The organism is Microbacterium sp. SCN 71-21, assembly GCF_001725695.1.
Lineage (GTDB): Bacteria > Actinomycetota > Actinomycetes > Actinomycetales > Microbacteriaceae > Microbacterium > Microbacterium ginsengisoli.
In genome coordinates this window covers 40,846-60,236 of the sequence record NZ_MEGA01000011.1, presented here as the reverse complement: position 1 = coordinate 60,236, position 19,391 = coordinate 40,846, and the positions used below count along the sequence as shown (strand labels likewise).

Sequence of the window (19,391 nt, the reverse complement as noted above, 5' to 3'; positions counted from 1 at the left end):
CGCCGCTACCGGATGAGCTGGGAGGCGGCTGCCCGTGAGTTGCGCTATCTCTGGCTGCGCGGCCTGGCCGGAAAGCAGGGCGCGATGATCGTGACCGCCCATACTCTAGACGACCAGGCCGAGACTTTTTTGCTTCGCCTGGTCCAGGGCACGACTCTGACCGGTCTGGCCGGTATCCACCCGCGCGCCCCCGGTCTGGCTCGGCCCCTCTTGAAATGGACCCGGTGTCAATTGCAGGACGAACTGCGAGCGCGCGGCCTGGAGTGGTTCGAGGACCCGGGCAATCAGGACCCGCGCTTTCCGCGAGTGCGGTTGCGTCACGAAGTCCTGCCTCTCTTGGAAGGGCTGAACAGCGGGGTCAGGGCTCACCTGGCCCAGTTGGCGGAGGATGCTCTGGAGTTGCGCGGCCTGCTCCGCCAACGAACGGCCGTCGAGCGACACGATCTCGAAGCCGTGCGCGCCCGTGCGCCGCAGGACGTCGTTGCGACCGCCGGCATAGAGATCGACTTCGGTCTGCAGCCGGTTCCGGTACACGATGAACGCACTGCGGGACTGGAGCAGCCCGTCGCTGCGCTCGCGGACCGACACGTTCGAGATGAGGTGGCGCGTGCGCGACGGCGGGTCCTCCGCCCAGGCCATGCCCGAGTCGTATCGGCGGATGCGCCACGCGAGCGAGTCCTTGGTCTCGTCGTAGAACGCCGCTTCGCCGGGCGCCGAGACGGCGAGGGCCTGCTGCCGGCGCAGGCGATTCGTGCGCGTCGGGGCCCAGTAGTGCAGGTCTTCCGCGAGCATCTCCAGCCAGTCCGCGAAGCGACCGTCATCGAGGAACTCCGCCTCGAGGAAGTAGAACTGGTTGACCTCGAAATGCGTGTCAGCGTCTGCCAGGCGCATCCCGTCGATCTCATCGTCCAGGATTCCAGCGCCGACCGACGTCGCCCCGTTCAGGGTCGCCGGGTTCAGGTGGCTGTCGGACATGGTCTCATCTCACTTCGTCTGCGGAACCGCTTCAACCGGCCGTGCCGGTCGCCGGAACACGGTCATCTGCGTGCCTTGAGGAGGGAGCGAAGGGGCACCGACGGATCGGAGAGCTCGCCGCGACTGACCGGGATGCGCTGATCGATCAGGCGACGTGCGGCGCGCACCGTCATGGCGTCGTCGATCGCAGCCGCTCCCGCGAGCAGCCCTTCATCGAGAAGGAACACGGCAGGATGATCGCCGCCTTCTCTCACGACCACGTCGCCGGGACCGGAGAGCCGGCCGACGGCCTCGAGGTGGATGCCGTGGCGATCGGTCCAGAACCATGGCGCGCCCCGCGACGGCGGCTCTAGCCCGAGCATCCCGTAGGCGGCATGCTGACCGCTCAGCTGGGCTGCCTCCCAGTGTTCCTCGCGGCGCAGCAGCGCACCGTCCTCGCCGCGAAGGCGTATGACGTCGCCGGCGGCGAAGACGTCCGGCGCGCTTGTGCGGTAGTCCGCCGAGACGAGCAAGCCTCCGTCGACCTCGATACCCGCGGACTCGGCCAGCTCGACGTTCGGGATGATGCCTATGCCGACGACGACCAGGTCGGCGGCGCATCGCGTGCCGTCGTCGAGGACGACCTCGAGTCCGTCCGGCACGGGTTCGATCGCAGATGCGACTCCCACCCGCACGTCGATGCCGCGCTCCGCGTGCATCCCGTGGAGATGGGTTGCAAGCAGCTCGCCGACAGCGGGTGTGAGCGGCACATCGACCGGATCGATCAGCGTGACGTCGGCGCCCACCGCAAGAGCCGACGAGGCGAGCTCCGCGCCGATGAGACCGGCTCCGATGATCACGACGCGGCAGCCGTGCGTGACACGCGCGCGCAATGCCGACGCATCGGCGAACGTGCGCAGAACATGCACGCCGGGAAGATCGGCTCCGGGGATGGGCAAGGTGCGGGCGCGCCCGCCGGTGGCGATCAGGATGGTGTCCGCCGCGATCACTTCGCCGTCGTGAAGCGTGACGGCGAGTGCCGCCGGGTCGATCGCCGCGGCTCCGGAGCCGAACTTCGTCTGGATGCGCTTCTCCGCCAGCTTCTGCGCGCTGGCGAACGCGAGCTTGTCGAGGCTGAAGTCAGGGGCGAAGAGCTCCTTGCTCAGCGGTGGCCGATCGTATGGCGCAGGCTCGCCATCCACGATCACGATGTCGCCCTCATGGCCAAGAGATCTGAGCTGCTCGGCGGCGCTGTAGCCGGCCAGCCCGGCACCGATGATCACGACGCGACCGGCGTCGCGCGGCGTACCTGTGGTCATGCGAGCCTCGCGGGATTGGGCACGACGCGCAGCTGCGATCCATCGATGATTACCCGGTGGCACGCGACGTCCTCGGTCGCGGGCATAGACATCACGGCGCCGTCCTTGAGACAGAACTTGCCCGCGTGGAGAGGGCATTCGACGACGCCGTTCTCGAGCCATCCCTCCGACAGGGAGGCCTTCTCGTGTGAGCACGTGTCGTCGAGGGCGAAGAACTCGCCGTCGTCGTTGAACACGGCGATGTCGTCGACGGTGCCGGTCACGGCAGCGTCGATCTTGATCCCCTCCCCCTCAGGGACGTCATCGATGTCGGCGACGACGATTCCCTCAGCCATCAGTAGCCTCCTCGTGCCACGCCGGCGTGTTCATGAGCTCCGCCCATCGCGCGTAGAACCGCCTTCCCGCGGCATCGCTGTACAGTGCGCTCGTCGAGCCCGGATGCACACCGTCGTCCTGTTCGGTGCCGATGCCCATCTGATAGTTCAAGGGCAGGGTGTTCGTTCGCCAACCATGGGAGATCGCCTGGATCTCGCTCCAGTTCTCGCCGTCGTCCTGCTCGAAGATCCCCGAGGGGCCGAAGGTGCGGAGGTTGTAGAGGCGCTGCGCCGTGCGGACCTCCTCTGGCATTGACTTGTCGAGCACGGTCCACGCCCAGACCTCCATCTCGTCGGGCCCCTTCGGGTGCCAGACGCGGATGCTGCCGTTGACGGGAAGGTATGCGAAGTTGGGGAAGACCGTCGCGTGCCCCGTGGTGAGAGGCCCTTCCACCCGGGCCGAACCCAGTCGCTCCCGCAGTGCCGCGTAGTCGTAGTACTCGTGGACGGGCTGTGCGTCGAAGCGGCTCTTGGGGTGGGTCGGGAAGCCCGTGCCGTTGCCACGGTTGTCGGAGTACTGGCGGCCGGGAGTGTTCACGATGTCAGCCTTCGGTCCCTTGCCAGTGGGCGAGAGGACCATGAGCGCCGAGGCATGGGACATGTTGACGTGGTACCAGTCGGTTCCGAACTGCTCGGCGGCGAGCTTCCAGTTCCCCTTCAGCACCCACTTCGTGATGCCGCCGACGATCGTGGTGCCTTCCGAGTCACGATCGAGGAAAGCCTCCATGTACCACTTCATGTCTCCGAGCTGGTTGAGCAGCGGCGGCGCGCTCGGGTTCCAGGTCGCGAAGATCAAGTCCAGCACCGTGTCCAGCTGAGCGACCTCGAGAAGTCCCCAGTCCTCGCGATCCCACGTCTCGGCTTGATAGCCCCCTTCGTTCGGCACGCTGATGAGCTTGCCCTCGAGGTCGTATGACCACCCGTGGTAGGTGCAGGTGAAGGCACGTGTCGTGCCATAGTCCGCGCGGAGCACGCGGGCCCCGCGATGACGGCACGAGTTGAGGAACGCTCGGATGCGGCCGCTCTTGTCCTTCGTGACGATGACGGGGTCCTCGCCCATGAAGGTCGTGAAGAAGTCGCCCGCCTTCTGCAGCTGCTCGACGTGTCCGAGGAACAGCCAGCTCGTCGCGAAGACGCGTGCCTGCTCCTGCGCATACAGTCGCCGATCGGTGAAGACGGAACGATCGATGAGCCCGTTGTCGCTGTCGACGAGACCGGAGACATCGATGTTCGGTGCAAATCCGGACGGGCGACGGATCTCGCCGGTCGGGAACATCGGGCGTTCGCCCTCGTGGGTGCTGGGCAACTGCGTGATGGTCATGGTCTGCTCACTTGCCTTGGGACGTCGAGACGTGCGCTGTCGAACTCAGCGAAACTGGGCGGAACCCTTCGGCGGTGGCCTCCCATGTCGAGCCCGGGGTCAGAGGGACAGCCGCGGCCACTGCGCCAGCGAGCACCACGTCCCCCGCACGGAATCGGTCGCCGTACTCGCCGATGGCGGACGCGAGCCAGTGCAGCGAAGTCAGGGGGTCGCCGAGCACCGCCGAGCCGGGACCGCTCGCGACGTCCTGTCCGTCCTGCACGAGCGTGATCACCGTGGACGGCAGCGCTGCGATCGTCGCCTCGCTCGCCGGCTCGAAGTCGCCATAGACGATCCTCGCGCTCGACGCGTTGTCTGCGACTGTGTCCACGAGCGTGATCCTCCAATCGGCCACTCGCGAGTCGATGATCTCGATCGCGACGGCGACGCCGCCTAGGCCCGCCGTGAGCTCGTCGAGCGTCGGAGTCGCAGGGAGATCGCTGGCGAAGCGAAAGGCGAACTCCGCCTCAAGGCGCGGGGCGATCAGGTCTTCGACGTCGATGGAGCCGCCGTTGGGAATCACCATCCGGTCGGTGATCACGCCGAAGTCGGGCTGGTCGACGCCCAGCTGTCGCTGCATTGCGAGCGATGTGAGCCCGACCTTGTGACCCACGAGCACTTCACCCCTCTGTGCACGACGGTGGATGTTCAGCCGTTGGACTCGGTACGCCTCGTCCAGACTCAGCCCCGCCTGCAGGCTCGACGGCGGCGGCACGGCGGACCGTGTCGCCTCGGCATCGCGGAGCGCATCCGCGAGAGCGATCAGCTCCGCGGGGACGACATCGAGATCGGTGGTCATGGCACCATCGTCAGCTATCGCGCCGGGCGGATCGAGTCTGCGTGCCGCGCTCCGGAACACCGGGTGCAGTCCGCCCACCTCGGCCGGGCAGGATCGTAACGGACTAGAGGAGGAAGCAGTGCGCGCTGCCGTCGCCGTCTCGCAGGACCCGAACGATCCGCTCGCCGGGCTGGAACTGACTACTCGTCCTGACCCGCAGGCGAGACCGGGTTGGACACGAGTGAGAGTGAGGGCGGCCTCGCTCAATCCGCACGACACGTGGACTCTCCGTGGAATCGGGCACCCTCCGGAGAGGATCCCTATCATTCTCGGCTGCGACGCAGCTGGGGTCACCGACGATGGGCGAGAGGTCGTCGTCTATCCGGTGATGGGCGACGCGGCGCGAGGAGGTGGGGACTCCACGCTCGATCCGCAGCGCTCATTGCTCTCGGAGACCATTGACGGCACGCTCGCGGACTATATCCTGCTTCCGGAGTCGATGATCGTGGCCAAGCCCGCCTCGCTCTTCTTCACGGAAGCGGCGTGCCTCGGAGTCGCATGGGGTACTGCCTACCGGATGCTCTTCACCCGCGCCGCTGTCAAGGCCGGCGACCGAGTGCTCGTTCAGGGAGCGAGCGGCGGAGTGGCAAGCGCCGCGATCGCTCTCGCGCGGGCTGCGGGAGCTCGGGTGTATGCAACGGCACGCAGCGAGCAGAAGCGCGAGTTCGCGCTCCGATGCGGTGCGGTCGAGGCGTTCGAGCCTGGGGCAAGGCTGCCTGAGCGCGTCGATGTCGTGATCGAGACGGTCGGCGAGGCGACCTGGGCGCACTCTCTGCGTGCTTTGCGACCGGGCGGAGCGATCGTCATCGCAGGGGCGACGAGCGGCGCGATGCCCCCCGCCGACCTTCAACGTGTCTTCTATCAGCAGTTGCGCATCATCGGATCGACCGGATGCACCCGACCCGAGTTCGAAGCCCTGCTGCGCCTCCTCGACACGACGGGTGTTCGTCCGCACCTCGAGACGATCGCGTTCGACGAGATCTCGACGGGCTTCCAGCGGCTTCTGGATGGAGACGTGCTCGGCAAGCTCGTCGTCGACTTCGACCGCTAGAACTGGCGCTCGCGACCGGACATCGATAGCTGGGGTGCGGTCGTGCAGACGAACACCGATGCCACAGGAGTCACCGCCTCGAAGAGGTGCTCACTGTCCGCAGGGAACCTGATGAAGTCGCCCGCCTTCGCGCTGGTCGGTGAAAGGACTGGCCCGAGTCGGACCCGACCCTCCAGCACGTAGCAGTGCCGCAGTGCGCCTCGGCTGCCTGATGAATGCCGAGATGCTCCGCGGTTGGCCTCGAGTTGGAGCACGGTGTTGGTGACGTATCCGGAGCCGAAGACCTGATCGAGGTGCCTGATTCGGAGGGCGCCCTGAGGTTGCCACTGAATCGCGTCACCCCGCTGCAGGAGGGTCTCGGAGCCCATCTCGGTGAGCAACGCTCGGATGCTGACACCGAGTGTCGCGGCGAGACTGTCAAGAGTCTCCACGGTGGGATTGCCCTTGCCTGACTCGATCGCGGCAATGGTCTGCTTTGCCAGTCCGGCGTCCCGTCCGAGGGCGGCGATAGAAAGGTTGCGCTCCTCACGGAACCGCCGAACGTTTCGCGCTACGACGTCGGCGATGGCCATCGGTCGACTCCAATCGTGGGTGGTAACGTCCATTTTAATGGACCAGTCGTCCGTTGTGACATGTGCTGAAGGGCCTGACAATGGAGGAAGAGACCACGACGCTGCATCAGTGAGGATGGAGTCGAACCATGACGAAGACGACGACCGACGAGGCGCGGGAAGAGCGGACTGCTGTGGACAAGGCGATCAGCGTACTGACGGCCTTCGGAAACGACGCCCAGCTCGGACTAGGCGTGAGCGAGCTTGCGCGGCGGGCGGGGCTGAGCAAGTCGACGACATTCCGACTGCTCGGAATGCTCGAGCGCAACGGCGTCCTCGAGCGGGCAGGCACGGCCTACCGTCTCGGACGCGTGATCCACGAGCTTGGAGCCCAGGCGAGCACGCCAGGACAGGACCGCGTTCGGGATCTTCTCACGCCCTTCCTCGCCGACCTCTACGAGGCGACCCACATGACAGTCCAGCTTGCGATGCTGAGCGGATCGCATGTCGTGTACCTCAACAAGCTGGAGGGGCATCAGCGACTGCGCACGCCGAGCAGGATCGGCGCGCGCATGCCCGCCTACTGCACCGCAGTCGGAAAGATGCTGCTCGCCCACAACCCGCGGGCGCTCGAGGAGACTCTGCGCGGCCCGCGTCACGCATGGACCGCCAACACGATCGTCGAGGAGTCGGCGCTGCGCGAGGAGCTGTGGAAGGTCAGGCAGTCAGGGGTGGCGATCGACCGGGGAGAGTCTCTCCACACGCTTGCCTGCGTGGCCGCGCCCGTGATCATCCCAGGTGGCGGCCCGATCGCCGCGCTGTCGGTTTCGGGAGACGCCGCATCCTTCGCACCCGGCGACTTCGAGGGCATCCTTCGACGCGTGAGCTATGGGGCGTCGAGGGCAGCTGCCATCCTGCGTTCTGCGAACGCGGCCTAGCCGCAGCTTCTAGCCTCGTCTCCATAGCGGCACCCGCTTCTCCGAGAACGCGTGAAGCCCTTCGCGCGCGTCGATGGAAGCAAGGACAAGCCGACCTTCGGCGTTCGATAGGCGCCAAGCACCTTCCTCATCGCGTGCATGTGCGTCTTCGATGCCGCGCGCGATGCGCTTGGTGGCCTGAACAGCCAGCGGTGCGTTCGAAGCGACCTTCTCGGCCAACGACAACGCCTCGGGCAGCAGATCGTGTGCCGCGACCAGCTTGTTGACGAGACCCCATTGGAGGGCCTCCGCCGCGGAGAAGGGACGTCCCGTCAGAAGGAGCTCCATCGCGACCTTCGGCGGGATCTGCCGAGGAAGGCGAATCGCTCCACCGCCCCCGGCATAGATGCCATGAGCGACCTCGGGGAGCCCGAAGGTCGCGTGCTCCGCCGCGATCGCGAGGTCGCTCGCGAGCACGATCTCGGTTCCACCCCCCAGCGCGAGTCCGTTCACAGCAGCGATCGTGGGCTTCGAGATGAGATGGTTCGTGTAGCCTGCGAACCCCCACGGATGAGTGGTCGAGTCCAGTAGCCCATCGAGCGAAGTGATGGCCTCTTTCAGGTCAGCCCCAGCGCAGAAGGCCTTCTCGCCGGCTCCCGTGACGACCACTGCGCGGATCTCGGTATCCCGCTCCGCCGCTTCCAACGCCTCACCCAGCGCCCGCGACACCGCGCCGTTGACGGCGTTGTGCGCTTCGGGCCGGTTGAGCGTGACCAGCAGGATGTGTCCTCTTCGCTCCTCGATGACGACGTCTGACATGCTCACTCCATCCGATCTCCGGTCAGGTCGCTACCATCGCTCCGTCGATCGAGTGCGCGGTGCCCGTGATGTAACGCGCTGCGTCGCTGAGGAGGAACGCGATGAAGTGGGCGATCTCCGCGGGCGTGCCGTGTCGGCCGAGCGGAACGACGCTCGCGAAAGTGACCCCGCTGTCTCCGAAGATGGCGGACTCCAAAGCCGTGATCATCCGTCCTTCGATCGGGCCGGGACAGACCGCGTTCACCCGGACGCCGCGGGCGGCGCCTTCGAGAGCGGCCACCTTGGTGAGGCCGATGACGGCATGCTTGCTCGTCACGTAGGCGGCCAAACCCGGGGCGCCCACCAGCCCCAGCGCGCTCGATGTGTTCACCACGGCTCCGCCGTCCTCGATCAGGGGCATGAGGTGTTTCAGCCCGAGGAACGGCCCGCGCACGTTCACGCGCATCACTCGGTCGAAGTTCGCCGCGTCCGTGTCGGCGATCGGTGCGACCACACCCTCGATGCCAGCGTTGTTCGCCAGCATCGCCAACGTCCCGAACTCCTCGGCGACCCGTGCGGAGACGGCCTTCACGGAGTCCTCATCGCCGACATCCGCCTGCTGCGTGAGCACGGCGTCATTGCCGGCGTAGAGCACGTCGAGCGCCTGCGCATCGAGGTCGACGGCGAGCACTCGCACACCGGACTCCACGAGTTCGGCGACGATCGCCGCGCCGATCTGACCAGCTGCTCCTGTCACCACCGCGGTCTGGTTCTGATAGGCCATGTGTTCTGTTCCTCTCGTTCGTGTCGGTGTGTCGGTCGATGCCGCTCGAGCGATGACGCGTCAGCGCGCCGCGAGCCGGAGAGCCCCGTCGAGGCGGATCACTTCGCCGTTGAGCATCGGGTTGCGGACGATCTCGAGCACCAGGGAGGCATACTCGTCTGGCCGCCCCAGCCTCGAAGGGAACGGCACCGAAGCCGCAACGCCCGCGCGCGCCTCTTCCGACAAGAGGTCCATGAACGGGGTGTCGAAGACTCCCGGGACCACCGCCATGACGCGTATCCCGGAACGTGCGAGGTCCCGCGCAGCAGGGAGCACCATGCTGACGATCCCGCCTTTCGCGGCCGCGTACGCCACCTGACCCATTTGCCCCTCGAATGCGGCGACGCTCGATGTGAGCACGATCACGCCGCGCTGCCCCTCCTCGTCGGGGTCGTTGCCGGCCATCGCGGACGCGGCCAGACGAAGAAGCTGGAACGCCCCGACGAGATTGACATCCAGCATCCGCTGGAAGGACTCGATCGGGTGCGGACCATCCCGGCCGACTGTCTTCTGCACGATCGCGGACCCCGCCGCCGCGACGGCGACACGCAGGCCCCGCGGGGCCGCCTCCGCGGCCTGCTGGACTGCAGCCCCCAGTGAGTCGCTGTCTGTGACGTCCGCGCGAACGAATCGGCCCGCGCCCGGGTGAGCGCTCTCAAAGGCGCGACCGGCGTCGGCGTTGCGGCCCACGATGACGGCCGTCCCACCCGCGTCGACCACGGCAGCGGCGACCGCGGCCCCGAGGCCCGAGGTGCCGCCGGTGACGATCGCGGAGGCTCCGCCAAGGCCGCTCACGCCGCGACCTCGGCGGGGTGCGGAGCGAGAGTGACCTTCACCGCGCCGTGTTCAGCCGCGTGCGCGAAGGTGTCGTAGGCACGCTTGCCGTCCGCGAGGGAGAACGCGTGCGTCGCGAGCGGAGTGACATCCAGCCGACCGTCCGCGGCCAGGGCCAGGAGGGTGGGGAGCTCACGGATGTCGACCAGGCCGGTGGTGATCGTGAGATTCCGGATCCAGTGTCGCTCGAGGGCGAGTTCGACGGGGACGCCGTGGATGCCTATGTTGGCCAGTCGTCCGCCGGGCGCGAGCGACTCGATACAGGTCTCGAACGTCGCGGGGGCACCGACGCATTCCAACGACACGTCCACGCCCCTGCCGCCCGTGTAGGCACGGATCTCGTCCAGGACGTCGGCATCCCGCGGGTTGAGCGTCAGGTCGGCACCGAAGCGGCGTGCCGCTTCGAGTCTGTTGTCGTCGGTGTCGACGACGATCACCTTCCCGACGCCGAACAGCGGTGCCAGCAGGACGGCGCTCAGTCCGATCGCCCCCGCTCCGACGATGGCGATCGACTCGCCGGGCTTCACGCCCGCGCGCTGCAATCCCAGTTCGTAGGCGGTGACCACAGGGTCGTCCAGGAACAGCACCTGCTCGTCCCGCAGTCGCTCGGGCACCCGATACAGGCTCCTGTCGGCGAACGGGACGCGCAGGAGCTCCGCCTGTGTGCCGTGGATCGTATTTCCCATGATCCAGCCGCCACGTTCACACTGGCTGTACATGCGGATCCGGCAGTACCGGCAGCTGCCGCACCCGGTGATCCCCGAGATGAGCACCCGATCTCCCGGCGACACGCCCACGACCGCCGAACCGGCCTCGATCACGGTGCCGACGCCCTCGTGCCCGAGCACCCGACCCGCTGTGACCGTGGGGACGTGGCCGCCGAGGATGTGCAGGTCCGACCCGCAGATCGTCGTCAGATCGATGCGAACGATCGCGTCCGTGGGCGCTGCCAGGACGGGATCGTCCACCGTCTCCACCGTGACGGCGCCGTCGCCGTCGTAGACCATCGCCTTCATGATTTTCCTCTCGGAGTCGAGCTGGATGCTGTCGGTGAGACGGGCGGACGCGGGTCAGCCGATCATGACGTGACGTCGTAGACCCAGTCGGCCAGTTCGCTGATGTCGATACCGCGGCCGAGCTCACCCGGCGTCACGGTGAGCCCGCTGCCGGGGGTGCGATCGCCCAGCGGGACGATCGAGCTGCCGAGCACACCGCCCCACGCCTCGCCTATCACGACGACGTACGCCTGGTGGAACCGGGCGATGTTGTCGAGGGTCGCGAGACTCGCGCCGTCGATGGGTTCGGGTTCGTCGATCAGCACGACGTGCGCGCCGGCGTGCAGGGCTACCCGGCCCGCCTCGGTGACCTCCGTGACCGCTTGCTCCGGAGTGCGCTCTCCCGTCGCGACGAGCACCGATGGGCCGGGGATACAGACGCCCACCGCCGCGCGGTGCGTGAGGGACTCTGTGAGTCGGCCGACCGCTTCCAGCGCCGCCGCATAGTGCGGCGCCGCGGTGACTGGGCCGTCCGCCGCCTCCTCCGCGAGCACCATGGGCGACGTCACGATGATGACGTCCGGGGCGATCGCGTCCACGAGATCTCGGCATCCATTCGCCAGCTGCGTGGGGCTGCGCAGGAACTCCTCCCAGTCGCGCTCCTGGATTCGCGCTGCGGCGCGAAGGGCGAGCGGTGCGGCGACGCCGGAGCCGCCCGGTACCGCCAGGGCCGCCAGGGATGGGTGGGTCATGGACGCATCACCGGCGTCACTACCGCCCCGTCGGGCCAGGAACCGAACAGCTGCATGATCTCGTCCTTGGGCTTGCGGGACAGCCATGCGGTCTCGAACTCGTCGTAGGGAACGCCGCGCGTCAGTCGCTCGCGGACGATCTCGGCGCGGCGGGCGACCGTGCCGTCTCGGTCCACACGACCGTGCCGGTCTAGTGCGGCGCCGTAGACGTTCTCTGCGGCCTCGGGCGAGACGAGCCGCTTGACGAGGTCGCGATCGATCTCATCGACGTCGCGGTCGATGGGGTCGCCGTAGCCAGTGCCGCCCGTGGACAGCCCGATGATGATCGTGTCGCCGCCGTTTACAGGGTGGATCGCGCTGCCGTACGTGCCCGATCGCACCGTGCCGCCGAATTCTCCCGCCAGGAGCGCCTCGAGCGTCAGCGAACCCGACGCGGCCGTGGCGAGCGCTTCGACGACGTTGACCCCGTCGAGCACGACGCCCGGCACGGTGGGCTGGCTGTACCCACCGAACAGCGGCTGGGGCGTCTGGATGATCGAGTTGTCGGCGATCGCCATGGCGAACACGAACGGGGCATGGTGTGCCACCCACAGCTGTGCCGTCCCGACCCCGCCTCGATGCTTGCCCGCGCCGCCGGAGTCCTTCCAGTGCGAGGACATCGGGATGATCATGGGGAACTCGTTCTCCATGGACTCCACGTCGGGGGCTCGTCCGAACGCGCACCACGGGAAGCCGTATGCGTCCATTCCGTCGGAGGTCGCGTGCGCGCCCTGGCCTTCGGTGTTGATCGGATAGGCGATCATGTCGGCGAAGAACGCACCCCACTGCGAGACCCCGGCAAGCACGGAGGCGTTGCCGCCGTTGCCCTGGCTCGCAGTGACCTGGCGCCAGTCTGTGGATCCGAACCGGGCGCGGCTGATGCAGTTCGCGATCGCGCTCATCGCCCCCGTCGCCGCCATCACGGCGTTCGATGTGGCGGCTCGCACATCGGGTGACAGCATCGAGTTCTCGGGGAAGATGAAGTCGATCGGCGCGAAGGTCGCGGAGCTGATCGGCAGGTCGTGGAAGACGTACTCGTAGATGTAGTTCGCGAGGTGCCCGACGACGGCCTGCGGGTGGGCGTTGTAGCTGGACGGGTTCTCCGGGCTGGTGCCGGTGAAGTCGATCGTGAGCTGCTCGCCCTTCTTGACCATCTCCATCGAGCAGTTGCGCATCAGCCCCGAGCTCAAGCCCGCGGCGTCGCTGAACGTGACGCAACGGTAGGTGCCGTCCGCCCAGCTCGCGATGCGCGCCCGCGCACCGGCCTCTGCGTCGTCGAGCATCCGGCGGAAGAGCCCGGACATGAAGTCCTTGCCCTCCCGCTCGAACATCTCCAACAGCCGCACCCGCACGCGATCAGCCGTCGTTGCGCGCGCCCGCATGTCGACCGTGACGTTCGCCTCGGCCCTGATGCCGAACGCGGCGAACATCTCGAGCACGTCCTCGCTGATCCGGAAGCCCTGGCCTACCCGCATCGGCGGAAGGTTCATCCCCTCCTCGAACCGGCTCGTGGCCGAGAGCGGCATTCCCCCGGGCTCGATCGCACCGGTCTCGGTGGTGTGCGAGAGGGCGGCCGTCCAGGCCACCAGCTCTCCGTCGAAGAACACCGGCATGATGGCGACCTGGTCGGGATTGTGGATGCCGCCGTACAGCGCATCGTTCGTGTACCAGATGTCGCCGTCATTGACACCGGGGTTCTCGCCGTGGCGATCGAGGATGTACTTGATCACGATCGGCGGGATCACGGCGTGCAGGTAGGTGCCCGCGGAGGCGTTCACGAGGTCGCCTGCGGCCGTGAACATCGCGACGATCGAGTCTCCAGCCACACCCATCGACGAGCGGGACGAGCGCATGAAGACCTCGTACCCCTCGTCGAGAACGTCGGCGGTGCGCTGCACAGCGATCTCGTAGTCACCGGCGGGGAGTTTCGCGACGCACTGGCGCTCATACTCCGTCGCGGGCACCACCTTGAGGGCGCTCATCTTCTCTTCGAGCGTGGGGTACGTCATGCGCTGACCTCTTCCAGGATGTCGCGAGAGTCGGCGTCGACGCCCGCGGTGTCGGATTCGAGAATGCCCAGGCCGTGCTCGTCGATGCGCAGCCGCTGCACCGGCGGCACCACGATCGTGGAGAAGTCCATTTCCACGATCGCAGGACCGACGACGACGTTGCCGGCCGTGAGCGCATCAAACGAGTAGACCGGTGTGGCCGTCCGGCTGCCGAGCTCCGGCCAGTACGCCTCCCGCGTCGCGGTCTGCGCGGCGGCGGGCGACTCGTCGCCGACCGGAAGCACCGGCAGGGTCAGCTTCTCCGTGACGACTGTCGCCTTGACCACGATCCCGTCGAGATAGACCCCGCCGGGCTTGTTCACCACGTAGGGGCTGAACGCCTCGGAGAACTCCTTCTCGAAGGCATCGTAGATCGCCTGCGCATCGTCGTCGGTCTCGATCCGCAACAGCGGCGACGATACGCGCTTGACCTGCACCTGTCCGCCGTAGAGCATGTCGAGTTCGACCGAGAAGATCACCTCCCGCTCGGCGAGGCCCTCCGCCTCGAGATCGAGCAAGGCGCGGTCGATCATCTTCTGGACGGCGGAGTTGAACTGCTCCTTGTCGATGTTGATCTCACCGGTGAGCGGCTTCATGAACTGCATCCGGCCGCTCTGCTCGTACACGTGCATAATGTCCATCACGGAGCTGCCCAGCGCCGAGAACACCGGCGCCTGCGGGAAGATCACGACCGTGCCGACATCCGCCTTGTACCCGGCGACATGCGTAGGTCCGCCGCCACCGAACGCGAACAGCGCGAAGTCGCTGGGGTGGTAGCCGCGCAGATGCACTTCGCGCTTGATCGCGGATGCCATGTTCTGCTCGACGATGCGGCGCACGAGCGCGGCGGCCTCCGACACGCCGAGCGGCTCGGCCACCCTCGTGCGGATCGCCTCGACCGCCTTGTCGCGGTTCAACGGCATCTTCCCACCGAAGTATCCGTCGGGAGCGATGTAACCGAGCACGACGTCCGCGTCGGTCACCGTGGGTTCGATGCCGCCGAGGTCGTAGCAGGCGGGACCCGGATAGGACCCCGCGCTGCGCGGCCCGACCTCGAGGCGGTTGCCGAGCAGTTCGTTGACCCACGCGATCGATCCGCCGCCCGCACCCATCGTGGTGGTCTGCAGCATCGAGATGCCGACCATCCAGCGATCGATGATGGGACGAAACTCGTACGAGCGCACCGAGGCGTCCACCACCATGCCGACGTCGAAGCTCGTGCCCCCGACATCCGACGCGATCACATTGCGGTAGCCGAGCTCCTTGCCGATGTGGAAGCTGCCGATGAGGCCCGAGACCGGGCCGCCGTTGAACGTGCGGCTCGCCGTGGTCTTGAAGATCTCCGCGCTGCCGCCGGTGTTGTGGGTGAGCAAGAACGTGCCTCGATAGCCGTTCGAACGCAGCTGATCCCAGGTGGTCTCGAGCTCGAACTTGATGCTCGTCTGAAGGTAGGCATCCAGAATCGCGGTCATCGTGCGCTCGTACTCGCCAACCTTGCCGACGACCTCGTGCGACAGTACGACCGGAAGGTAGCCGACGTGGAAGCCCTTGTACTCCTCGCGGATGATCCGCCGCACGGCACGCTCGTGCTCCGGGTTCTGGAACGACCAGAGCAGCGAGACGGCGATCGCGCGGGCGCCGTTGTCGACCAGGTGACGCAGCTTGACACGCACGTCGTCCTCGTCGAGAGGTCGGATGACGGCACCCGTGGAGTCCACGCGCTCGCCGATGCCGACGATCATGTCGCGATTGATCAGCGGTTCGGGTTTGCTCTGCACGGCCAGGTTCCGGCGCTCGCCGATGCGGGTGCCGTCGGTCCACTGCGCGCCGCGGCCGATGAGGATGGCATCCTCGTGCCCTTCGGTCGTGATCAGGCCGAGCTTGGGTCCCTTCCGCTCGATGAGCCGGTTCATCGCCACGGTCGTCGAGTACCGCACGATCTCGATCTGCGGGAGGATCTCCTGGAGCGCCCCCTCATCGAGGAGCCGTGCGCCCTCGTTGAGCACGTTCAGGAACCCCACCGACAGGTCGTAGGGCGTCGTCGGCGACTTCGCCACGATACGCCGATCGTCCCATGTCAGCACGAGGTCGGTGAACGTCCCGCCGACATCGATGTCGATCGCCTTCACAGCGCCACCTCCAGCTTTCCTTCGTCGTTGATCCGTGCCTCGCCGGACGCGAGACGGGCTTTGATGGAGTCGATATCGATCTCCGTGTCATGAGTGAGAGGGTGGCCAGCCGGCAGGTACTCGGTCTCGATCTGCCGACCGCATCCGGGGCAGTAGAACTCGAGCAGCCGCACCCAGTCGCCGTTCGGCGAGAACGTGTATTCGCCCTCGATCACGGTGGGGTGGACTTCGTTCGGCTCGCGCTCGCCGACAAGCAGGCCCCGCTTGTAGTTGTCGCGTGCGGAGCCGAGGTCGCGACCGCAGTCGTGGCAGTGCCACCGCTCGGCGTTCACGTCGATGTCGAGGTACTCGGCGACATGGAGCTTCGTCACGTCAGGCCTCCTTTCTCGTCAGGGCGGCATCGCCCGTGGCATCGGTGGAGATGTCCCAGCCCGCCGTCACGAGCCAGGTGGTCGAGTCGCCGTCCACGAGGACGGGCCCGGAGATCGTCGCTCCGGGGATCGCAGCAGCGGCGTAGGTGGGAAGCTCGCCGTCGGCTCCGTAGGCGGACTGCCGGGCGCCCTCGGGGTCGGGGCGTCCCGCGGTCGGCGCGTCGGCGAGCGTGATCCGCGGCAGCGGGGAGTGGGCGCGGAGCCGCAGGAGCGACACCTGCCCCGGCGATCGTGCCGCGATGGCCGACGCGTCGCCCACCAGGTCGGCATCGGCTGTCAGCTCATCGCCGACGAGTGTGCCGTCCGCGATGCGCGCCTCCCAGCGATAGCGCGCGTGAGCCGGGTCAAGGCCCTCGCCGCGGAAGTCTCGCGCCGCCTCGTCGACGTGCTGCGCGGCGCGGAGGGCCACGTCGGCGTCGGACTGGATGGCCGCCTCGTAGACATGGACCACGTCGGAGATCGCCGAGCCGTACGCGGAGTAGACGTTGCCGTACCGGAAGAACCGGGCGGCGCGCGCTCCGAGTCGCTCGGCGACGGCGGTGACGAACAGCGGCCCGTTGCCTCCGTAGGCATAGACCGTGGTCTCGGCCGGATCCCAGCCCGCTTCCTCGGCCGTCTCTCGCGCGAGCGTGGCCACATCGTCCCACGCCTGCTCGACGATCGCGCGCGCGGCGCTTACGGTGTCGACGCCGAGTGGTGTGCCGATCTGCCGGTCGATCGCCGCCTTGGCGCGCTCGACGTCGAGGGTCCGCGCACCGTTGAGGAAAGCCGTGGGCGAGATGAAGCCGCTGACCACGAATGCATCGGTGATCGTCGCGTTCCGTCCGCCGAGACCGTATGCCGCCGGGCCGGGCGCTGCACCCATGCTGTCGGGGCCGAGCTTCACGGCGCCGTCGACGACGCGCGCCACGCTGCCGCCGCCGAGCGCGATCGATCGCAGCAGCGGGAACTCCAGTTCGAGGGGAATGTCGAAGAAGTCGCCGCTGTCCTTCGTGATAACCCGCCCGCCTCCGACGGCGCTGGCCTTCGCGGTGGTGCCGCCGACATCGATCGCGATGACCTTCTCGTCGCCGAACCGCTCCGATGTCGCGGCGCATGCGTAGGTGCCAAACAGCGGCCCGGACTCGATCGTGTCGAAGGCCTTCGTCTTCCCGATCCGGGCGACGCCGCCGTTGATGTGGCCGATGAGCACGTTGCCGGGCCAGCCGTGCTGCTCCCGGAGGATCTCTTCCGCCCGGTACAGCGTCGTGGCAAGTGAGGGATGCACGTAGGCGTTGATCAGCGACGCCACGGTACGGGTCGCGTCGTCGGGCCGGAGCGTCACATCGCTCCCGGCCAGCGCCGGGATCGACCCAAGGAAGTGGTCGGGGTAGTCCTCGGAGATCATCTCGACGATCCGCCGCTCGGCGGCTCCGTCGGGGAAGGCTCCCTCCAGGCTCACGTTGATGCGGCGGATCCCTTTGTCGAGGAGAGACTTGATGGCTCCGCGGACGACGGTCTCGTCGGCATCCGCCGGGATGCCGGCGATGTCGTCGGCATCCACGATCGACCCCACCACCGCGTGGGCCGTCCGCGGGTCATAGAGGTCGGCCTCGTGGCCGGCCGAGACCAGCAGGCCGATCTTCGGGCCCACTCGCTGAGCGAGCACGTTGGAGGTGATCGTGGAAGACCAGCGGATCACTTCGACCTCGGAGAGGAACGAACGAAGATCCGAGAAGTCGAGGGCCTTCTGGGCAGCGGTCAGCAGGTCGATGAACGAGATGGTCACGTCGTGTGGCGTGGTTTCCACTTTGAGCGAGATGATCGTTCCGTTCCCGCTGACGAGTCCGTCGGTCATGGTGCCGCCGGTGTCGATGTCCACGTTGTACATGCGAGCAGTTCCAATCGCCGGTGCGCCACGTCGTCGTGGCGTGCGATCAGTGTCGGCGAGCCGGCGTCCACTGCGACCGGATCAGCGCTGTGTGCAAAACGGCGTGCACGCAGTGTCGTATCGCGTGCGTCACGCCGTGGCGCGAAACTCGCTCGGCGTCACGCCGTAGGCGTTGCGGAACGCACGCGAGAAGCTCGCCAGTGACGGAAGACCGTGCGAGGCGGCGATCCGCCCGATCGTCTGATGGTCGAAGCGGGAGTCGCACAGGTCGCTGCGAATCGCGTCGAGTCGCGCTCGGCGCACCTCGTCCATGACGCTGCGCTCCGTGCCCTCGAAGGCGGCGTGCAGGCGGCGGAGTGAGACGTTGTGAGCGAGCGCGATCATCCCCGGACCGAGGCGGGGATCGCTGTGATGGATCTGGATGAAGGCGGACACTCTCTCGCGCAAGACCCCATCCGTATCCCGCACGTCCCACTCCTTGCCGAACGTGGAACGGATCAGGGTGCCGGCCAGGTCCGCCGCATGTTTGCCGAGCATGATCGCCTCGGGGTCGACCTCGAGTCGCGCACCGTCCCTCGCGACACCGCGCAAGAACCTCTGCACGACCCCGGCGAGGCCGGTGTCGCCGCGCATGCGGATCGCGGTGATGTCCCGGAGCTCGCGGGTGGGTCGACGCAACAGGGACTTCGGGAAGAGGAAGACCTGCCAGTGGAACCTCTCCTGCATCGCGAGCGTGAACGGGCGCGAGCTGTCGTAGAGCACCATGTCGCCGGCCGAGAGGACCGCCTCGCGGCCGTCCTGCACGAGGATCGAAGAGCCGCCGAGCGGAAGGCCAATCTGGAGCGTGTCCGGGTCGCCGGCCCGGAGCTCAGCGCTCGAGCGGCTGTAGACGTGGTCGCCTCCCACGACCGTGCGGATCGCCATGTCGCCGATAGCAAGACACGACATCGCCGCGGCCGGCGCCGCATCGTGCCGCGGATCGATTTGCACAGGCAGGATCTGCGAGCACACGGTGTTCAACCAGAACTCCATGCGCTCGTGTGTGGGTGCCTTGCGTGCGTCAAACAAAGTGGCCACGTCGCCTCCTCGGATACCATCGCCGTCGATCGCCACCGGGTCATCTCTCGCCGACGAGAGACGGCCATCTTCGTCCTATTCGCGTCGCTCCGGGGAGAACCGTTCCACGGTGCGAAACGCCTGGCCCAGACCGTATCAGGCGGGGACGGGGCCAGGAGGAGCTAGAGTCCGGCCGACGGAGTGGTCTCCAGGCTCCGGGCGTCGCCCTTGTAGACGAACGGGTCGCCGTAC

Annotated in this window: 17 protein-coding genes and 2 pseudogenes; 3 read left to right on the top strand and 16 right to left on the bottom strand. The window is 67.4% G+C overall.

Features of this window, described 5'->3' with window-relative positions:
- Window positions 1–12: 12 nt before the first annotated feature.
- A pseudogene (locus ABT08_RS13160) lies at window positions 13–276 on the top strand (PP-loop family protein); the annotation flags it as partial.
- A gap of 171 nt (window positions 277–447) precedes the next feature.
- Here the strand turns inward: ABT08_RS13160 and ABT08_RS13155 are convergent.
- The 5 genes and pseudogenes from ABT08_RS13155 to ABT08_RS02760 form a co-directional block, all read right to left on the bottom strand.
- Window positions 448–891 (bottom strand): annotated as a pseudogene (locus ABT08_RS13155) (aromatic-ring-hydroxylating dioxygenase subunit beta); the annotation flags it as partial.
- A gap of 146 nt (window positions 892–1,037) precedes the next feature.
- Window positions 1,038–2,273, bottom strand: a complete 1,236-nt coding sequence (locus ABT08_RS02775) for an NAD(P)/FAD-dependent oxidoreductase (RefSeq protein ID WP_056206883.1) — start codon at window positions 2,271–2,273, stop codon at window positions 1,038–1,040.
- Complete coding sequence (locus ABT08_RS02770) at window positions 2,270–2,608, bottom strand: bifunctional 3-phenylpropionate/cinnamic acid dioxygenase ferredoxin subunit (RefSeq protein ID WP_056206887.1); 339 nt, start codon at window positions 2,606–2,608, stop codon at window positions 2,270–2,272. Before ABT08_RS02770 ends, ABT08_RS02775 begins: the two co-directional genes overlap by 4 nt.
- On the bottom strand, window positions 2,601–3,968 hold the full coding sequence (locus tag ABT08_RS02765) for an aromatic ring-hydroxylating oxygenase subunit alpha (RefSeq protein ID WP_082486412.1): 1,368 nt from the start codon (window positions 3,966–3,968) through the stop codon (window positions 2,601–2,603). Before ABT08_RS02765 ends, ABT08_RS02770 begins: the two co-directional genes overlap by 8 nt.
- 7 nt (window positions 3,969–3,975) lie before the next feature.
- Window positions 3,976–4,806, bottom strand: a complete 831-nt coding sequence (locus ABT08_RS02760; protein ID WP_056206889.1) for a 2-keto-4-pentenoate hydratase — start codon at window positions 4,804–4,806, stop codon at window positions 3,976–3,978.
- Between ABT08_RS02760 and ABT08_RS02755 the strand changes: the two genes are divergently transcribed.
- Entirely contained in the window at window positions 4,805–5,896 is a 1,092-nt protein-coding gene (locus ABT08_RS02755) for a zinc-binding dehydrogenase (protein WP_197425737.1), read from the top strand. The two genes, ABT08_RS02760 and ABT08_RS02755, sit on opposite strands and share 2 nt — an antisense overlap.
- Here the strand turns inward: ABT08_RS02755 and ABT08_RS02750 are convergent.
- Window positions 5,893–6,468 carry a helix-turn-helix domain-containing protein gene (locus ABT08_RS02750; protein WP_056206894.1) on the bottom strand — a complete coding sequence of 192 codons (576 nt, stop codon included), beginning with the start codon at window positions 6,466–6,468 and terminating at the stop codon, window positions 5,893–5,895. The two genes, ABT08_RS02755 and ABT08_RS02750, sit on opposite strands and share 4 nt — an antisense overlap.
- A gap of 128 nt (window positions 6,469–6,596) precedes the next feature.
- On the opposite strand from ABT08_RS02750, the gene ABT08_RS02745 reads away from it, so the two are divergent.
- Window positions 6,597–7,385 (top strand): IclR family transcriptional regulator, encoded by a 789-nt coding sequence (locus tag ABT08_RS02745; RefSeq protein ID WP_056206896.1) that lies wholly within the window; start codon window positions 6,597–6,599, stop codon window positions 7,383–7,385.
- A gap of 9 nt (window positions 7,386–7,394) precedes the next feature.
- On the opposite strand, the gene ABT08_RS02740 is transcribed toward ABT08_RS02745, so the two are convergent.
- From ABT08_RS02740 to ABT08_RS02695, 10 genes are all read right to left on the bottom strand, one after another.
- Window positions 7,395–8,183 carry an enoyl-CoA hydratase/isomerase family protein gene (locus ABT08_RS02740; RefSeq protein WP_056206898.1) on the bottom strand — a complete coding sequence of 263 codons (789 nt, stop codon included), beginning with the start codon at window positions 8,181–8,183 and terminating at the stop codon, window positions 7,395–7,397.
- Between the two features lie 22 nt (window positions 8,184–8,205).
- Window positions 8,206–8,946 carry an SDR family NAD(P)-dependent oxidoreductase gene (locus tag ABT08_RS02735; RefSeq protein ID WP_056206900.1) on the bottom strand — a complete coding sequence of 247 codons (741 nt, stop codon included), beginning with the start codon at window positions 8,944–8,946 and terminating at the stop codon, window positions 8,206–8,208.
- Between the two features lie 60 nt (window positions 8,947–9,006).
- The gene (locus ABT08_RS02730) at window positions 9,007–9,780 is read right to left on the bottom strand and encodes an SDR family NAD(P)-dependent oxidoreductase (protein WP_056206902.1); all 774 of its coding nucleotides are present in this window, start codon (window positions 9,778–9,780) and stop codon (window positions 9,007–9,009) included.
- A complete protein-coding gene (locus ABT08_RS02725; RefSeq protein WP_056206903.1) occupies window positions 9,777–10,835 on the bottom strand; it encodes a zinc-binding dehydrogenase in 1,059 nt (352 codons plus the stop codon). Before ABT08_RS02725 ends, ABT08_RS02730 begins: the two co-directional genes overlap by 4 nt.
- 62 nt (window positions 10,836–10,897) lie before the next feature.
- Entirely contained in the window at window positions 10,898–11,566 is a 669-nt protein-coding gene (locus ABT08_RS02720; protein WP_156454812.1) for a hypothetical protein, read from the bottom strand.
- Window positions 11,563–13,614, bottom strand: coding sequence for a hydantoinase B/oxoprolinase family protein (locus ABT08_RS02715; protein WP_056519847.1), 2,052 nt, complete (start codon window positions 13,612–13,614; stop codon window positions 11,563–11,565). The genes ABT08_RS02720 and ABT08_RS02715 overlap by 4 nt, the downstream gene beginning before the upstream one ends.
- Window positions 13,611–15,782 carry a hydantoinase/oxoprolinase family protein gene (locus tag ABT08_RS02710; RefSeq protein WP_273188214.1) on the bottom strand — a complete coding sequence of 724 codons (2,172 nt, stop codon included), beginning with the start codon at window positions 15,780–15,782 and terminating at the stop codon, window positions 13,611–13,613. The genes ABT08_RS02715 and ABT08_RS02710 overlap by 4 nt, the downstream gene beginning before the upstream one ends.
- On the bottom strand, window positions 15,779–16,153 hold the full coding sequence (locus ABT08_RS02705; protein ID WP_056206908.1) for an acetone carboxylase subunit gamma: 375 nt from the start codon (window positions 16,151–16,153) through the stop codon (window positions 15,779–15,781). The genes ABT08_RS02710 and ABT08_RS02705 overlap by 4 nt, the downstream gene beginning before the upstream one ends.
- 1 nt (window position 16,154) lies before the next feature.
- Window positions 16,155–18,074, bottom strand: coding sequence for a hydantoinase/oxoprolinase family protein (locus tag ABT08_RS02700; protein WP_162237867.1), 1,920 nt, complete (start codon window positions 18,072–18,074; stop codon window positions 16,155–16,157).
- A gap of 138 nt (window positions 18,075–18,212) precedes the next feature.
- Window positions 18,213–19,160 (bottom strand): AraC-like ligand-binding domain-containing protein, encoded by a 948-nt coding sequence (locus ABT08_RS02695; RefSeq protein WP_156454813.1) that lies wholly within the window; start codon window positions 19,158–19,160, stop codon window positions 18,213–18,215.
- Window positions 19,161–19,391: the final 231 nt, after the last annotated feature.

What these genes read in the sequence shown, in the direction of transcription:
- ABT08_RS02715 (WP_056519847.1), bottom strand. Translation starts at nt 13,614, where the DNA reads ATGACGTACCCCACGCTCGAAGAGAAGATGAGCGCCCTCAAGGTGGTG.
- ABT08_RS02775 (WP_056206883.1), bottom strand. Translation starts at nt 2,273, where the DNA reads ATGACCACAGGTACGCCGCGCGACGCCGGTCGCGTCGTGATCATCGGT.
- ABT08_RS02740 (WP_056206898.1), bottom strand. Translation starts at nt 8,183, where the DNA reads ATGTCAGACGTCGTCATCGAGGAGCGAAGAGGACACATCCTGCTGGTC.
- ABT08_RS02755 (WP_197425737.1), top strand. Translation starts at nt 4,805, where the DNA reads ATGGCACCATCGTCAGCTATCGCGCCGGGCGGATCGAGTCTGCGTGCC.
- ABT08_RS02720 (WP_156454812.1), bottom strand. Translation starts at nt 11,566, where the DNA reads ATGACCCACCCATCCCTGGCGGCCCTGGCGGTACCGGGCGGCTCCGGC.
- ABT08_RS02745 (WP_056206896.1), top strand. Translation starts at nt 6,597, where the DNA reads ATGACGAAGACGACGACCGACGAGGCGCGGGAAGAGCGGACTGCTGTG.
- ABT08_RS02770 (WP_056206887.1), bottom strand. Translation starts at nt 2,608, where the DNA reads ATGGCTGAGGGAATCGTCGTCGCCGACATCGATGACGTCCCTGAGGGG.
- ABT08_RS02735 (WP_056206900.1), bottom strand. Translation starts at nt 8,946, where the DNA reads ATGGCCTATCAGAACCAGACCGCGGTGGTGACAGGAGCAGCTGGTCAG.
- ABT08_RS02765 (WP_082486412.1), bottom strand. Translation starts at nt 3,968, where the DNA reads ATGACCATCACGCAGTTGCCCAGCACCCACGAGGGCGAACGCCCGATG.
- ABT08_RS02725 (WP_056206903.1), bottom strand. Translation starts at nt 10,835, where the DNA reads ATGAAGGCGATGGTCTACGACGGCGACGGCGCCGTCACGGTGGAGACG.
- ABT08_RS02760 (WP_056206889.1), bottom strand. Translation starts at nt 4,806, where the DNA reads ATGACCACCGATCTCGATGTCGTCCCCGCGGAGCTGATCGCTCTCGCG.
- ABT08_RS02750 (WP_056206894.1), bottom strand. Translation starts at nt 6,468, where the DNA reads ATGGCCATCGCCGACGTCGTAGCGCGAAACGTTCGGCGGTTCCGTGAG.